Here is a 15,869-nt window from a genome sequence, read left to right on the forward strand (position 1 = left end):
GCGTGCGCCTGCGGGAGTATGAACAGAACGCCGCACGGCGATTGACAAAGGCGGGGGTGGACAGCCCCCGCCTTTGCGCGCAACTGCTGGCCGGGCATGTGCTGGGTCTGGACCGCCTGCACTGCGTCCTGGCGGCGGAACGCGAGCTGACGCCCGACCAAGCCGGGACCCTGGAAGCCCTCACGGCCCGGCGGGCCACGGGCGAACCCCTGGCCCATATTCTCGGCGGCAGGGAATTTTTCGGTCGTACCTTTCTGGTCACCCCGGACACCCTGATCCCCCGTCCGGAAACGGAACTGCTGGTGGAGACGGCCCTGGAGCTGCTGCCCGCCGGACAACCGCTGCGCTTTGCGGACCTGGGCGCCGGCTCGGGCTGCATCGGCGTGACCCTCTGTCTGGAACGCCCGCGCTGGTGCGGCCTGTTGCTGGAACTCAGCGCTCCGGCCCTGGAAGTGGCCCGTGCCAACGCCGCCCGACTGGGAGCCGCCACGCGCCTGGACGCACTGCGGGCGGATCTGCGCGCCATCCCCCTGGCTGGGGGCTCCTGCGATCTTCTGGTCAGCAATCCGCCCTACATCGCGGATGCCGAGCGCGGCCAGGTCATGGACGAAGTACTGCGCTTTGAGCCGCATTCCGCGCTTTTTTCACCGAAAGCCGGTCTGGCCCATCTGCGCGCCGTCATTGCCCAGGCCGCCCGCCTGCTCCGGCCCGGCGGCCTGCTTTTACTGGAACACGGCGCGGCCCAAGGGAAGGCCGTGCGGGACCTGCTGTCCGCGGGCGATGCTTTTGTCGGCATCGCCACGCGCCGCGATCTGGCCGGACTGGAGCGTTGCGCTTTGGCCAGGAAAGTGTAATATGAAGTGCATTGCTTCCGGACAAAGCGCAATTACGGCCTTTTTTATAAAAAAATCGTGGAAAAGGCATTTTTTACTTGCCAAGAGCGTCGGAAGCGTTTAAGACACCATCTTGCCGCTGGCGTAGCTCAACTGGCAGAGCAGCTGATTTGTAATCAGCAGGTTGCGGGTTCGAGTCCCATCGCCAGCTCCACAAAAAGCTGAACAAAGGCCTGCTTACGGGCCGGACCTTTGCGGCACGTGTGGAGGGGTTCCCGAGTGGCCAAAGGGAACAGACTGTAAATCTGTCGTCGTAAGACTTCGGTGGTTCAAATCCACCCCCCTCCACCACCCCTTCCGCCTCATACTTTTTCAGGCGGTCGGTGGCTGGTTTTTACAAACTGCCTTGGCTGTAGGAGACAGAGTGACTGTCGGGGAACTACGGTGCGGTAGCCGTCAACTTGATTGACGGACAGCAACAGCATCGCCGGCGTGCGGGAATAGCTCAACGGCTAGAGCATCAGCCTTCCAAGCTGAGGGTTGCGGGTTCGAATCCCGTTTCCCGCTCCATTTCCTGCAAAATCAAAATCCCCCAGTCTGCCTCCTGCCAATGCACGTTCCCTGGCGACCAGGGACTGAATGCGGGCATCGGTTCAGGCCGTTCAGCGGCTTCCCCAGCCTGCCGTTACGCGAGGAACAGGCGCTACCAGAAATGGCAGAGCTCCGGGAATGTAGCGCACGTACAACCGCAAACAATTTTTTTCCAGGGAGACGTACAATGGGCAAAGCTAAATATGAACGCAAGAAGCCCCATGTAAACATCGGCACCATCGGCCACATCGACCACGGCAAGACCACCCTGACCGCCGCCATCACCAAGATCGCCGGCCTGAAGGGCGAGGGCAGCTTCATTTCCTATGACGAAATCGACAAAGCCCCCGAAGAAAAAGAGCGCGGCATCACCATTGCCACCGCTCACGTGGAATACGAAACCGACAAGCGCCACTACGCGCATGTGGACTGCCCCGGCCACGCCGACTACATCAAGAACATGATCACCGGCGCCGCCCAGATGGACGGCGGTATCCTGGTGGTGGCCGCCACCGACGGCCCCATGCCCCAGACCCGTGAGCACATCCTGCTCGCCCGCCAGGTGGGCGTGCCCCAGCTGGTGGTCTTCCTGAACAAGTGCGACCTGGTGGACGACGAGGAACTGCTGGAACTGGTGGAACTGGAAGTGCGCGAGCTGCTCTCTTCCTATGACTTCCCCGGCGACGACGTGCCCGTGATCCGCGGTTCCGCCCTGAAGGCTCTGGAATGCGACGACCCCAATGCGCCTGAAGCCAAGTGCATCGGCGAGCTGCTGGCTGCTTGCGACAGCTTTATCCCCGATCCCGTGCGCGATATCGACAAGCCCTTCCTGATGCCCATCGAAGACGTGTTTTCCATCTCCGGCCGCGGCACCGTAGTGACCGGTCGTGTGGAACGCGGCATCATCAAAGTGGGTGACGAAGTGGAGATCGTGGGCATCAAGCCCACCCAGAAGACCACCTGCACGGGCGTGGAAATGTTCCGCAAGCTGCTGGATCAGGGCGAAGCCGGCGACAATATCGGCGCCCTGCTGCGCGGCACCAAGCGTGACGACGTGGAACGCGGCCAGGTGCTCGCGGCTCCCAAATCCATCACGCCGCACAAGAAGTTCAAGGCTGAGGTGTACGTGCTCTCCAAGGAAGAAGGCGGCCGTCATACGCCCTTCTTCACCGGCTATCGTCCGCAGTTCTACTTCCGCACCACGGACATCACCGGCGTCATCGCCCTGCCCGAAGGCGTGGAAATGGTCATGCCCGGCGACAACTCGCAGTTCATTGTGGAGCTGATCGCCCCCATCGCCATGGAAGCCGGTCTGCGTTTCGCCATCCGTGAAGGCGGCCGCACCGTGGGTTCCGGCGTGGTTACCGAAATCATCGAGTAAGCCATGAGAGTCAACATCATTCTGGCTTGCACCGAATGCAAGCGGCGTAACTACAGCACTCGGAAGAACAAGAAGAACACCACCGGGCGGCTGGAAATGAAAAAATATTGTCCCTGGGACAAGAAGCACACCGTGCATCGCGAAACCAGGTAACAAACTTTCCGGCGGGGGGCGCAAGCCCCCCGGACGGTACGCAGGGCAGTAGCTCTAACGGCTAGAGCGGCGGTCTCCAAAACCGCAAGTTGGGGGTTCGAATCCCTCCTGCCCTGCCATTTTTTATCTCTCGGGTAGCACACCATGGCAAAAAAACAAGCGCAAACCGCGGACGTCAAGTCGGACAAGGCCCCCAATCCTTTTGTGCGCTTCTCGCGCTACGTGGAGGATTCCAAGGCCGAGTTGCGCAAAGTCACCTGGCCCACGCTGAAAGAAACGCGCAAGGCCACACTGGCGGTTTTGGGCTTCGTGGCTGTGATGGCCGTTATCCTGGGGCTGGTGGACCTTGGTCTGTCGGCTCTGATCAAGTCCATACTGTCCTGAAGGCTGTTATGAAAGATCCCGTCATCGATGAAGCCTCCGAGCTGAGCAAACGGCCTCGCTGGTATATTGTACACACCTACTCGGGTTTCGAGCAGCGCGTGCAGAAAACTATCAACGAGATGAGTCGCACCGGTCAGGATCAGGGCCTTATTCAGGAAGTGGTGGTGCCCACGGAAAAGGTCATTGAACTTGCCAAGGGCGGCGAAAAACGCACCACGACGCGCAAGTTCTATCCCGGTTACGTGATGGTGCGCATGATCATGACCGACTTGTCTTGGCATCTGGTGCAATCCATCCCCAAGGTAACCGGTTTTGTGGGCGGCAAAAATCGCCCCACGCCCATGCGCGACAGCGAGGCCGAACGCATTTTGGCACTCATGGAAACACGCCAGGAAACTCCCCGGCCCAAGTTCAACTTCGACAGGGGCGACGAGGTGCGCGTCATTGACGGGCCTTTCGGCGGCTTTAACGGCGTGGTGGAAGATGTCAACTACGACAAAGGAAAGCTGCGCGTCTCCGTTTCCATCTTCGGCCGTCAGACGCCGGTGGAGCTGGATTTCGTGCAGGTTTCCAAAGGGTAGACATTTCACGGTTGAAATGCTCGGCAGGGTTTTTCCGCAAATCCTTGCCGCGCGGTGCCTGCGGGCGGGCTTTGCCCGACATACGGCAGGCATCGCAGGCGCAACAGGTTCTTAAGACTTGCCCCCGCGCGGCGGCCTGACGGCTGCGGACAGCGCGAGCAGCGATGAAGGATAACGAACATGGCCAAAAAAGAAGTTGCCAAGATCAAATTGCAGATTCCCGCTGGCGCGGCCAACCCCTCGCCGCCGGTGGGCCCGGCTCTGGGCCAGCACGGCCTGAACATCATGGGCTTCTGCAAGGAGTTCAATGCCCGCACCCAGGACCAGAAAGGGATGATCATCCCCGTGGTCATCACGGTTTACGCCGACCGCTCCTTCACCTTCATCACCAAGACGCCTCCGGCTGCGGTGCTGATTATGAAGGCGGCCAAACTCGAAAAGGGTTCCGGCGAACCCAACCGCAATAAAGTGGGCAGCCTCAGCATGGCGCAGGTGGAAGAGATCGCCAAGGTCAAGCTGCCGGACCTCAATGCCGCCACCTTGGAATCCGCGGTGAAGTCCATTGCCGGTACCGCCCGCAGCATGGGCATTGACGTTAAGTAAAGCCAGTCCGCGCCGGTTTTCCGGCGGATTCGCTCTTGCGGCGGCGGAAAGCCGTTCGGCGGAGATGGCAGAATCTCCGCTTTTTTCCGCCCATACTCGTTGAAATCAATTGTACTGCCGTTTTCCGCGCAGATTTGGAAACGGCAGGAGATGCCAAACGACAAGGAATATCTCATGCCCAGACATGGCAAAAATTTTCGTAAAGCCCTTGAGGCTTACAATCCGCAGGAGCGCTTCAGCATTGAAGAAGCTGTGAGCAAATCCTTGAGCGCCTCCTTCGCCAAGTTCGACGAAACCGTGGATGTGGCCATCCGCTTGGGCGTTGACCCCAAGTATTCCGACCAGATGGTGCGCGGCGCCGTCACCCTGCCCAACGGGCTGGGCAAGACCGTGCGCGTGGCCGTGTTCTGTAAGGGCGAGAAGCAGGCCGAAGCCAAGGAAGCCGGTGCCGACGCTGTGGGCGCCGAAGAACTGGTGGCCAAGGTCAAGGAAGGCTGGCTGGAATTCGACGCCGCCGTGGCCACGCCCGACGTCATGGCTCTGGTGGGCCAGATCGGCCGCCTGCTCGGACCCCGCGGCCTGATGCCCAACGCCAAAACCGGTTCCGTCACCTTTGACGTGACCAAGGCCGTGACTGAACTCAAGGCCGGCCGCGTGGAATTCAAGGTCGACAAGGCCGGTGTGCTGCACGCCCCCTTGGGCAAGGTTTCTTTCGGTTCTGAAAAGATCCTGGGCAACCTCAAAGCCTTACTGGACACCGTCAATCGCCTGAAACCCTCGGCCGCCAAGGGTTCTTACATGTTGTCCATGGCGGTTTCCACCACCATGGGGCCCGGTTTCAAGGTCGATATGCCCCAGGTCAAAAAATTTCTTGAAGGTTAGTGCCTTCAGGCTGTGGAGCGCTTTGCGTCTCGCGGCCTGATCCGGCCGAATCTTCAAGCGGTTGTGAAAACAACCTCGGCAAAGGCTAAGGAATTCGAGTCGAAGACGGCAGGAGGACGCAAGTCCTTAATATCCTGCCCAGACGCTTCATCTTTGGCTCGGCATTCCACCTGGCAACCCCGAACGTGAGAGGTATCACGTGAACAGGTCTGAAAAAGCCGCAATTATTGAAGCCATCAAGGCCAAGGCCGACCAGGCTTCCTTTGCGGTGCTGACGGACTTCAAGGGCATGACGGTGGAAGAGCTGACGAACCTCCGGGTGAGCCTGCGCAATGCGGGCGGCGAATATCATGTCGTCAAAAACACCCTGGCTCGTATCGCTCTGACCGGCGGCACGCACGACACCATCAAGGACAAGTTCCATGAGAACTGCGGCGTGGCCCTTGGGTTCGACGACCCGGTGGCGGTGGCCAAGGCGCTCAGTGATTTCGCCAAGCAGAGCAAGCTCTTTGAGCTGCGTTGCGCCAGCCTGGACGGCAAGGAAATGACCGCCGCCCAGGTGGATGCTCTGGCCAAACTGCCCGGTAGGGAGCAGTTGCTCGGCCAGTTGCTTGGCACTATGAACGCCGTGCCCACCAATTTTGTGTCGCTGTTTGCCAATATGCTGCGCGGTCTGCTCTATGCCCTCAAGGGTATTGAAGAACAGAAAGGCAAGGCCGCCGCGTAAGCGGATGTGGACAGCACAAACGTTAAGCCAAAGATCAGGAGAAATATCATGGCCGTGACCAAAGAAGAAGTTGTTGAATTCATCTCCAGCATGACCGTTCTGGAACTTTCCGAATTCATCAAGGAACTGGAAGAGAAATTCGGTGTTTCCGCCGCCGCGCCTGCCGCCGCCATGGTGATGGCCGCTCCGGCCGCCGGTGGCGACGGCGCCGCCGTTGAGGAAAAGACCGAATTCGACGTCATCCTCAAGGAAACCGGCGCCAACAAGATCGGCGTCATCAAGGTCGTGCGCGCCCTGACCAACCTTGGACTCAAGGAAGCCAAGGAAAAGGTGGACGGCGCTCCCTCCACCCTGAAAGAAGCCGTTTCCAAGGAAGAAGCCGAGGAAGCCAAGAAGCAGCTCACCGAAGCTGGCGCCACCGTGGAAATCAAGTAAGTATTTTCCACTGCCCGCTTCGCTTCAGCGAAGCCGCTTTCCGCATGGCGGGGTCATTGACCCCGCCATGTTTTTTTCGTCGGCGGGACTTTTTTGCTTTTCCGCTCCGAAACCTCGTGCAGAGCGGCAAAGTCGACGTTGCCCCCAGCCTGTCGTTGCTGGCATCATCCGTAACGGCATTGCGGCGGATACAAAATCCCCCTATATTTCTTCAAGAAAAAGTCTTGCCAAAAAAATAATTTCTGATTATCTATCTTTGTTCAATGAACGGCACGGGAGGCCTACTTTCTGTTTTTGATAACTCACTGTATATGCACACTTTTTTAAAATAGGCGCAACAGCCCAAGCCCTGTTTACCCAGACAGGGATGGGTTTTTGTCGTCTTTGCCGTGCACAGTAAGCTCCCCCGCGACTCCCCGCGGCCGTTTCATACGCTTTCAGGGTGCAGTGACAGCAAGTTTTTTGCCCGCCGGCAGACGCTTCTGTCCGCAGCCGGGGCGCAACCGCTACCTATCTTGAGGTACCCATGGGCCAGCTCACCAAACAGTTCGGCAAGATCAAGATCTCCCTCCCCATCCCCCATCTGCTGAATCTGCAGATCGATTCATATCAGAAATTCCTCCAGGAAGGCGTGCCCGAGGCCGACCGCAGGCCGGACGAAGGTCTGGAAGGCGTCTTCCATACGGTATTTCCCATTGAGGATTTCAACAAGACCGCCAGCCTGGAGTTCGTCAGTTACGAGGTTCAGGAACCCAAGTACGACCAGGCCGAATGCATTTCTAAGGGCCTGACCTATGAAGCGCCCATGCGCATCAAAGTGCGCCTGGTCGTCTATGATGCCGACGAGGCTTCGGGCAACCGGACCATCCGCGACATCAAGGAGCAGGATATCTACTTCGGCACCCTGCCCCTGATGACCGAAAAAGGCACCTTCATCATCAACGGCACCGAGCGCGTCATCGTCAACCAGTTGCAGCGCTCGCCCGGCATCATCTTCGAGCACGACGGCGGCAAGACCCACACCAGCCGCAAGGTGCTCTATTCCTGCCGGGTGATCCCCATGCGCGGCTCCTGGCTGGACTTTGATTTCGACCACAAAGACATTCTCTACGTGCGCATCGACCGCCGCCGCAAGATGCCCGCCACCATCCTGTTCAAGGCCATGGGCATGAGCAAGGAGCAGATTCTCGACTACTTCTACAGCCGGGAACAGTATCTGCTGGAAGACGGCGGCAGGCTGTTCTGGGAAGTGCGCAAGGATCTCTACCGCAAGGACAACGCCTACGCGGACATCACCGCGCCTGACGGCAACGTGCTCGTCAAGGCGGGCAAGCCCATCACCAAGCGGAGCTGGCGGCTGATCTGCGAGGCCGGCATTCCGGCCATTGAAGTGCGCCCCGACCTGCTGGACGGCATGTTCCTAGCCGAGGACGCCGTGGCCCCCCAGAGCGGCGAAGTGCTGGCCGAAGCGGCCGACGAAATCACGCCCGGCCTGTTGGAACGTATGCGCGAAGCGGGCATCAAGCGTCTCTCCGTGCTGCACACCAAGGGCACGGACACCTCTTCCTCCATCCGCGACACCCTGGTGCTGGACCGCATCCCGGACCAGCAGAAGGCCCAGGAAGAGATCTACCGCCGCCTGCGCCCGTCCTCGCCGCCCACCGCCGAGATCGCGGCCAGCTTCTTCGACAACCTGTTCCGCAATCCGGATTATTATGACCTTTCGCCCGTGGGCCGCTACAAGCTCAACCAGCGTCTGGGCATCGACGCGCCCGCCGATCTGCGCACCCTGAACGACGAGGACATTCTTACGGCCATCAAGGTGCTGGTCCAGCTCAAGGACAGCCACGGCCCGGCCGACGATATCGACCACCTGGGCAACCGCCGTGTGCGCTTGGTGGGCGAGCTGGTGGAAAACCAGTACCGCATCGGCCTGGTGCGCATGGAGCGCGCCATCAAGGAACGCATGAGCCTGCAGGAAATCTCCACCCTCATGCCCCACGATCTGATCAATCCCAAGCCCGTGGCCGCGGTGCTCAAGGAATTCTTCGGCACGTCCCAGCTCTCGCAGTTCATGGACCAGACCAACTCGCTCTCCGAGGTCACCCACAAGCGCCGTCTCTCGGCCCTGGGCCCCGGCGGCCTGACCCGCGAACGCGCCGGCTTTGAGGTCCGCGACGTACACACCTCGCACTACGGCCGCATCTGCCCCATTGAAACTCCGGAAGGCCCGAACATCGGCCTGATCGTCTCCCTGACCACCTTCGCCAAGGTCAATGACTACGGCTTCATCGAAACCCCCTACCGGGTGGTGCGTGAAGGCCGGGTGACCGACGAGGTGGTGCATCTGGACGCCTCGCGTGAAGGCGATCAGGTGGTGGCCCAGGCCGACGCCCGCCTGGACGGCGAAGGGCATCTGCTGGAAGAATTCGTCACTGTGCGCGTCAAGGGCGAAGTGGAAATGCGCCACCGCGACGAAGTGACCCTGATGGACATTTCGCCCAGCCAGATGGTTTCCATTTCCGCGGCGCTGATTCCCTTCCTGGAACACGACGACGCCAACCGCGCCCTGATGGGTTCCAACATGCAGCGTCAGGCCGTGCCTCTGCTGCGCTCGGAAAAGCCCCTGGTGGGCACGGGCATGGAAGTGGACGTGGCCCGCGACTCCGGCGCCTGCATTGTGGCCCCGGCCGACGGCAAGGTGCAGTACGCGGACGCCGACCGCATCGTGGTGGCCTATGAAGGCGACATCTACAAGGATCAGGGCGGTGTGCGGGCCTACGACCTGCTCAAGTTCCACAAGTCGAATCAGAACTCCTGCTTCGGGCAAAAGCCGACCTGCTATCCCGGCCAGATCGTCAAGAAAGGCCAGATCCTGGCCGACGGTCCCGGCATCGACGAAGGCCAGCTGGCCTTGGGCAAGAACCTGGTAGTGGCCTTCATGCCCTGGTGCGGCTACAACTACGAAGACTCCATCCTGATTTCCGAACGCACGGTCAAGGAGGACGTCTTCACCTCCATCCACATCGAAGAATTCGAAGTGGTGGCCCGCGACACCAAGCTGGGACCCGAGGAAATCACCCGCGATATCCCCAACGTCAGCGAAGACATGCTGCGCAACCTGGACGAAAGCGGCATTATCCGCATCGGCGCGGCCGTCAAGCCTGACGACATTCTGGTGGGCAAGATCACCCCCAAGGGCGAAACCCAGCTCACCCCGGAAGAAAAGCTCCTGCGGGCCATTTTCGGCGAAAAGGCCAGGGATGTAAAAAACACCTCCCTGAAGGTCCCGCCGGGAGTGGAAGGCACCATTATCGACGTAAAGGTCTTCAACCGCCGTTCGGGCGAGAAGGACGAGCGCACCCTGGCTATCGAGGCCCACGACACTTCGGTGCTGGACCAGAAGGAAGCCGACCATATGCGCGCCCTTACCGAGCGCACGCGGGATCTGCTTGCACCGCATGTGCTGGGCAAGCAGATCGCGGCCTCCCTGCCCGGCAAGAAAAAGGGCGAAGTGCTGGCCGAAGCCGGCGCGGCCCTCACCGAGGAACAGCTGGCCCAGCTGCCTGTCAAGAAACTGGCCGGTCTGTTCAAGAGCAAGGAAGTCAACGACGAGGTGGCCGAACTGCTCCGGGCCTATGACCACGAGGTGGATTATCTCAAGGCCATTTACGACGCCAAGCGCGAGAAGGTCACCGAAGGCGACGATCTGCCCCCCGGCGTGATCAAGATGGTCAAGGTGCATATCGCCATCAAGCGCAAGCTCTCGGTGGGCGACAAAATGGCCGGCCGCCACGGCAACAAGGGCGTGGTTTCCTGCATCCTGCCGGAAGAGGACATGCCCTTCTTCGCCGACGGAAGGCCCGTGGACATTGTGCTCAACCCCCTGGGCGTGCCTTCGCGTATGAATATCGGCCAGATCATGGAAACCCACCTCGGCTGGGGCGCCAAGGAACTGGGCCGTCAGTTGGCCGAACTGGTGGATTCCGGCGCGGCCATGCAGGTCTTGCGTAAGGAAGTCAAGGACGTCTTCGGCTCCGAAGAGGTCCGCGCGCTGGTGGACGGCATGGACGACGAGGAATTTGTCGCCTCGGTCAAGAAGCTGCGCAACGGCATCGTGACCAAGACGCCGGTTTTCGACAGCGCCACTGAAGAGGACATCTGGGGCTGGATGGACAAGGCCGGTCTGGAAAACGACGGCAAAACCACCCTGTATGACGGACGCACCGGCGTGCCTTTCAGAAACCGGGTCACCACGGGCGTCATGTACATCCTCAAACTGCACCACCTGGTGGACGAAAAAATCCACGCCCGTTCCACGGGCCCCTACTCCCTGGTCACCCAGCAGCCTCTGGGCGGCAAGGCCCAGTTCGGCGGTCAGCGTCTGGGCGAAATGGAAGTCTGGGCTCTGGAGGCCTACGGCGCGGCCTACCTCCTCCAGGAATTCCTCACGGTCAAGTCCGACGACGTGACCGGGCGCGTCAAGATGTACGAGAAAATCGTCAAGGGCGACAACTTCCTGGAAGCCGGTCTGCCCGAATCCTTCAATGTTCTGGTCAAGGAACTCATGAGCCTCGGGCTCAACGTGACCCTGCACCAGGAGGAAGGCAAAAAAAAGCCCAAGCGCGTGGGCTACATGCGCGACCGCGACGAAGAGGCGGAATAGAGCAATTTGCGTTTGAAATGAGTGAACTGCTCTGCAAGGATTTGGTGCAAATCCTTGCCGCGGGATGCGGGTAGGCGGGCTTTGCTCGCCGTAAACGAGCATTTCAAGTGTTAAATTGCTTTAAACGCCTGTTGCGGCCTCCGTACGGATTACAGTAACGATTCCAACGAGCTTTTTACAAAGCAAGGTATGTATATATGAGCCTGGACGATCTTTTCACTGCTCGCGGCACGTCGGCCAATGTGACCAACATCCGCAATCTGAAAGCCATCCAGATTTCCATCGCTTCGCCCGAATCCATCCGCGAATGGTCCTACGGCGAAGTGAAAAAACCGGAAACCATCAACTACCGCACCTTCAAGCCGGAGCGGGACGGTCTGTTCTGCGCCAAAATCTTCGGCCCGGTGAAGGACTACGAGTGCAACTGCGGCAAATACAAGCGCATGAAGCACCGCGGCATCGTCTGCGAAAAATGCGGGGTTGAAGTCATCGCCTCCAAGGTGCGGCGCGAGCGCATGGGCCACATTGAGCTGGCCGCGCCCGTGGCCCACATCTGGTTCCTGAAGACCCTGCCCTCCAAGATCGGCACCCTGCTGGACATGACCATGGCCGATCTGGAAAAGGTGCTCTACTTCGACTCCTATATTGTGCTGGATCCCGGCCAGACCAATCTGCAGAAGCGTCAGGTCATTTCCGAGGACCAGTATCTTCAGATTCTGGACCACTACGGCAGCGACGAGGTGCTCACCGTGGGCATGGGCGCGGAAGCCGTGCGCAGCCTGCTGGAAGAGCTGGACCTGGAAAAGCTGCGTGTTGAGCTGCGCGAGGAAAGCGAGGCCACCAAGAGCCAGACCAAGAAGAAAAAGCTGACCAAGCGCCTGAAGATCGTGGAGGCTTTTCTGGAATCCCAGAACAAGCCCGAATGGATGATCATGGAGGTCATTCCGGTTATTCCGCCGGAACTGCGCCCCCTGGTGCCCCTGGACGGCGGCCGTTTCGCCACCTCGGACCTCAATGATCTCTACCGCCGGGTCATCAACCGCAACAACCGCCTCAAACGGCTCATGGAGCTGGGCGCGCCGGAAATCATCATCCGCAACGAAAAGCGTATGCTCCAGGAAGCCGTGGACGCGCTCTTCGACAACGGCCGCCGGGGCCGGGCCATCGCCGGCACCAACGGCCGCCCGCTCAAGTCTCTGTCGGACATGATCAAGGGCAAGCAGGGCCGCTTCCGCCAGAATCTCCTGGGCAAGCGCGTGGACTACTCGGGCCGTTCGGTCATCACCGTGGGCCCCTACCTCAAGCTGCACCAGTGCGGTCTGCCCAAGAAGATGGCCCTGGAGCTGTTCAAGCCTTTCATTTATTCGGAACTGGAAAAACGCGGCCATGCCTCCACCATCAAGAGCGCCAAAAAGATGGTGGAGCGCGAGGAACTGGTGGTCTGGGACATCCTTTCGGAAGTGGTGCGCGAGTACCCCATTCTGCTCAACCGCGCCCCGACCCTGCACCGCCTGGGCATCCAGGCATTTGAGCCCCTGCTGGTGGAAGGCAAGGCCATCCGCCTGCACCCCCTGGTCTGCTCCGCCTACAACGCGGACTTCGACGGCGACCAGATGGCCGTGCATATTCCGCTGTCCGTGGAGGCCCAGATCGAATGCCGCGTGCTGATGATGAGCACCAACAACATTCTTTCCCCGGCCAACGGCGGCCCGGTCATTGTGCCCTCGCAGGACATCGTGCTGGGTCTCTACTACATGACCGTGGAACGCAGCTTTGAAAAGGGCGAGGGCATGACCTTCTGCGCGCCCTGGGAAGTGGAAGCCGCCTACGACGCGGGCCAGGTCTCCCTGCACGCCCGGGTCAAGGTGCGCATGAAGGAAGGCGAGGATCTTGTGCAGACCACGCCGGGCCGCGTGCTGGTCAGCGACATTCTGCCGCCGGAGCTCTCCTTCGAGCACGTCAACACGGTGCTGACCAAGAAGGCCATCGCCAAGCTGGTGGGCGCGGCCTACCGCACCTGCGGCATCAAGTCCACGGTCATCCTCTGCGACAAGCTCAAGGACATGGGGTATGAGTTCGCCACCCGCGCCGGTGTGACCATCGGCGTGAAGGACCTGACCATTCCCGAAAGCAAGAAGAACATCCTGGCCAAATCCCAGGCCGAGGTGGACGATATCGAACGCCAGTACCGCGACGGCATCATCACCCGTACGGAAAAGTACAACAAGGTGGTGGACGTCTGGACCAAGGCCACGCAGGACGTTTCCACGGAAATGATCAAGGAGATCTCCTACGACGTGCTCACGGACGAGAAGACGGGCAAGCAGGAGAAAAACCAGAGCTTCAACCCCATCTTCATGATGTCCAACTCCGGCGCGCGCGGCAACCAGGACCAGATGCGCCAGCTCGCGGGCATGCGCGGCCTGATGGCCAAACCGTCGGGCGAAATCATCGAAACGCCCATCACCTCGTCCTTCCGCGAAGGGCTCTCGGTGTTGCAGTACTTCACCTCCACCCACGGCGCGCGCAAGGGCCTGGCGGACACGGCCCTGAAGACGGCCAACTCCGGTTACCTGACCCGCCGCCTGGTGGACGTGGTCCAGGACGTGATCGTTTCCGAGCACGACTGCGGCACGGTGGACGGCATTGAGCTGACCCACATCAAGGAAGGCGGCGACATCAAGACCCCGCTGGCCGAACGCATCATAGGCCGTGTGCTGCTCTACCCCGTGCATGACCCGGACGAGCCGGAAAAAATCCTGCTGCCCGAAAACACCCTGATCACGGAAAGTGAAGCCAAGCTGATCAACGACAAGAGCATCTCCTCGGTCATGGTGCGCTCGCCCCTGACCTGCCAGTCGGAACGCGGCATCTGCGCCCTGTGCTACGGGCGCGACCTGGCCCGCGGCCATCTGGTCAATACCGGCGAAACCGTGGGCATCATCGCTGCCCAGTCCATCGGCGAGCCGGGCACCCAGTTGACCATGCGCACCTTCCACATCGGCGGCACGGCTTCGAGCACCATTGAAAAGAACAAGTTCGAAGCCCAGAACGCGGGCCGGGTGATCCTGAACCGCGTACGGGCCGTGACCAACCGTGACGGCGCGCAACTGGTGCTGGGCAAGAGCGGCCAGCTGACCATCGTTGACCCGCAGGGCCGCGAACGGGAGAAATACATTCTTCCCAACGGCGCGCGCCTGATGGTCCATGACGGCCAGGAAGTGACCAAGGGCGTCGTGCTGGCCGAATGGGACCCCTTCAACGAACCCTTTGTGTCCGAAGAAGACGGCGTGATCCGCTTCACGGACATCATCGACGGCAAGACCGTGCAGGAAAAGGTGGACGACGTCACCCGTCAGGCCTCACTGACCATCATGGAGTACCGCACCACCAACTTCCGGCCCTCCATCTCCATCTGCGACGACAACGGCAATGTGAAGAAGCGCGTGCACGGCGCGGCTGCGGCCATCTACAGCCTGCCCGTGGGCTCCATCATCATGGTCAAGGACGGCGAGAACATCCAGGCTGGCGACATCATCGCCCGCAAGCCCCGCGAAACCTCCAAGACCAAGGATATCGTGGGCGGCCTCCCGCGCGTGGCCGAGCTCTTTGAAGTGCGCAAGCCCAAGGACATGGCCGTGGTTTCCGAAATCGCGGGCACCGTCACCTACGCGGGCGAGTCCAAGGGCAAGCGCAAGCTGGTGGTCACGCCGGAAATCGGCGAGGCCAAGGAATACCTTGTGCCCAAGGGCAAGCACATCACGGCTGCGGACGGCGACTTCGTGGAAGCGGGCGATCCCCTCACCGAAGGCTATCCGGAACTGCACGATATCCTGCGCACCCGAGGCGAGAAATACCTGGCCCGCTATCTGGTGGACGAAATCCAGGAAGTCTACCGCTTCCAGGGCGTGGGCATCGACGACAAGCACATCGAAGTGATTGTGCGCCAGATGCTCAAGAAGGTGACCATCCTCGACTCAGGCGGCACCAGCTTCCTGGTGGGCGAGCAGGTGGACAAGAGCGAGTTCAAGGCCGAAAACCAGAGGACCATAGCCGAGGGCCGCGTTCCGGCCACGGCGGAACCGCTGGTGCTGGGCATCACCCAGGCCTCGCTGACTACCTCATCCTTCATCTCGGCGGCTTCCTTCCAGGAAACCACCAAGGTGCTCACCGAAGCCTCGCTCAAGGGCAAGATGGACTATCTGCGCGGCCTCAAGGAAAACGTCATCGTGGGCCGCCTGATCCCGGCGGGTACGGGCTACCGCGAATACGTGAACGGCGACATCGAGGTGCCGGACCAGAAGGAACGCCCCGACAAATTCCTGGAAGAACTGGAAGAAAACCCCGTGCTGGTGGATCTGAATCAGTAACGGCCGTACTCATAGAGATAACAGAAAGCCCCGGAAGGCATACCTTCCGGGGCTTTTTCGTGTTGACGTGATAGCGCGATTTCACTTTTGAATGGCTCTATCGCCCGCCGCGGCGACCGGCCCGACGGGCGGCCCGTAGGGCCGTGCCTGTAGCCCAAAGGGCGTACAGGCATCGAGAGGAACGCGGCGTGGATTCCGGCGAAGCGGCCGAAGGCAGCCCGAAGGGCTTGTCCCCGTTGGCGACAACGGAGCCATACGGGGAG

11 protein-coding genes and 4 tRNA genes are annotated in these 15,869 nt (G+C 60.5%); all 15 read left to right on the forward strand.

Going from position 1 to position 15,869, the window contains the following annotated elements; all coding sequences use genetic code 11:
• Positions 1-2: 2 nt before the first annotated feature.
• Positions 3-854: a peptide chain release factor N(5)-glutamine methyltransferase gene (prmC, locus tag HMPREF1022_RS03200; RefSeq protein WP_009301870.1), complete on the forward strand. Its 852-nt coding sequence runs from the start codon at positions 3-5 to the stop codon at positions 852-854.
• A gap of 117 nt (positions 855-971) precedes the next feature.
• Positions 972-1,047, forward strand: a tRNA-Thr gene (locus HMPREF1022_RS03205).
• A gap of 51 nt (positions 1,048-1,098) precedes the next feature.
• Positions 1,099-1,184, forward strand: a tRNA-Tyr gene (locus HMPREF1022_RS03210).
• Positions 1,185-1,327: 143 nt separating this feature from the next.
• Positions 1,328-1,403, forward strand: a tRNA-Gly gene (locus HMPREF1022_RS03215).
• 208 nt (positions 1,404-1,611) lie between these two features.
• Positions 1,612-2,805, forward strand: a complete 1,194-nt coding sequence (gene tuf, locus HMPREF1022_RS03220) for an elongation factor Tu (RefSeq protein WP_008684736.1) — start codon at positions 1,612-1,614, stop codon at positions 2,803-2,805.
• Between the two features lie 3 nt (positions 2,806-2,808).
• Positions 2,809-2,958, forward strand: a complete 150-nt coding sequence (gene rpmG, locus HMPREF1022_RS03225) for a 50S ribosomal protein L33 (RefSeq protein ID WP_008684737.1) — start codon at positions 2,809-2,811, stop codon at positions 2,956-2,958.
• Between the two features lie 42 nt (positions 2,959-3,000).
• Positions 3,001-3,077, forward strand: a tRNA-Trp gene (locus HMPREF1022_RS03230).
• A 25-nt stretch (positions 3,078-3,102) separates the two neighbouring features.
• Positions 3,103-3,342: a preprotein translocase subunit SecE gene (secE, locus tag HMPREF1022_RS03235; RefSeq protein ID WP_008684738.1), complete on the forward strand. Its 240-nt coding sequence runs from the start codon at positions 3,103-3,105 to the stop codon at positions 3,340-3,342.
• An 8-nt stretch (positions 3,343-3,350) separates the two neighbouring features.
• Complete coding sequence (gene nusG, locus HMPREF1022_RS03240; protein WP_008684739.1) at positions 3,351-3,923, forward strand: transcription termination/antitermination protein NusG; 573 nt, start codon at positions 3,351-3,353, stop codon at positions 3,921-3,923.
• A gap of 180 nt (positions 3,924-4,103) precedes the next feature.
• Positions 4,104-4,526: a 50S ribosomal protein L11 gene (gene rplK, locus HMPREF1022_RS03245; protein WP_008684740.1), complete on the forward strand. Its 423-nt coding sequence runs from the start codon at positions 4,104-4,106 to the stop codon at positions 4,524-4,526.
• Between the two features lie 174 nt (positions 4,527-4,700).
• A complete protein-coding gene (gene rplA, locus HMPREF1022_RS03250) occupies positions 4,701-5,408 on the forward strand; it encodes a 50S ribosomal protein L1 (protein ID WP_009301871.1) in 708 nt (235 codons plus the stop codon).
• Between the two features lie 199 nt (positions 5,409-5,607).
• On the forward strand, positions 5,608-6,135 hold the full coding sequence (rplJ, locus tag HMPREF1022_RS03255; RefSeq protein WP_009301872.1) for a 50S ribosomal protein L10: 528 nt from the start codon (positions 5,608-5,610) through the stop codon (positions 6,133-6,135).
• A gap of 48 nt (positions 6,136-6,183) precedes the next feature.
• Positions 6,184-6,570: a 50S ribosomal protein L7/L12 gene (gene rplL, locus HMPREF1022_RS03260; protein ID WP_008684743.1), complete on the forward strand. Its 387-nt coding sequence runs from the start codon at positions 6,184-6,186 to the stop codon at positions 6,568-6,570.
• 526 nt (positions 6,571-7,096) lie between these two features.
• On the forward strand, positions 7,097-11,236 hold the full coding sequence (rpoB, locus tag HMPREF1022_RS03265) for a DNA-directed RNA polymerase subunit beta (RefSeq protein WP_008684747.1): 4,140 nt from the start codon (positions 7,097-7,099) through the stop codon (positions 11,234-11,236).
• A 197-nt stretch (positions 11,237-11,433) separates the two neighbouring features.
• The gene (rpoC, locus tag HMPREF1022_RS03270; RefSeq protein ID WP_009301873.1) at positions 11,434-15,606 is read left to right on the forward strand and encodes a DNA-directed RNA polymerase subunit beta'; all 4,173 of its coding nucleotides are present in this window, start codon (positions 11,434-11,436) and stop codon (positions 15,604-15,606) included.
• Positions 15,607-15,869: the final 263 nt, after the last annotated feature.

Source organism: Desulfovibrio sp. 6_1_46AFAA, from assembly GCF_000224635.1.
In the GTDB taxonomy this organism is placed as follows: Bacteria; Desulfobacterota; Desulfovibrionia; order Desulfovibrionales; family Desulfovibrionaceae; genus Desulfovibrio; species Desulfovibrio fairfieldensis.

Excerpts from the sequence above, each read along its gene's own strand:
- tuf (WP_008684736.1), top strand. The coding sequence starts at position 1,612 with ATGGGCAAAGCTAAATATGAACGCAAGAAGCCCCATGTAAACATCGGC.
- rpmG (WP_008684737.1), top strand. The coding sequence starts at position 2,809 with ATGAGAGTCAACATCATTCTGGCTTGCACCGAATGCAAGCGGCGTAAC.
- secE (WP_008684738.1), top strand. The coding sequence starts at position 3,103 with ATGGCAAAAAAACAAGCGCAAACCGCGGACGTCAAGTCGGACAAGGCC.
- nusG (WP_008684739.1), top strand. The coding sequence starts at position 3,351 with ATGAAAGATCCCGTCATCGATGAAGCCTCCGAGCTGAGCAAACGGCCT.
- rplK (WP_008684740.1), top strand. The coding sequence starts at position 4,104 with ATGGCCAAAAAAGAAGTTGCCAAGATCAAATTGCAGATTCCCGCTGGC.
- rplA (WP_009301871.1), top strand. The coding sequence starts at position 4,701 with ATGCCCAGACATGGCAAAAATTTTCGTAAAGCCCTTGAGGCTTACAAT.
- rplL (WP_008684743.1), top strand. The coding sequence starts at position 6,184 with ATGGCCGTGACCAAAGAAGAAGTTGTTGAATTCATCTCCAGCATGACC.
- rpoB (WP_008684747.1), top strand. The coding sequence starts at position 7,097 with ATGGGCCAGCTCACCAAACAGTTCGGCAAGATCAAGATCTCCCTCCCC.
- rpoC (WP_009301873.1), top strand. The coding sequence starts at position 11,434 with ATGAGCCTGGACGATCTTTTCACTGCTCGCGGCACGTCGGCCAATGTG.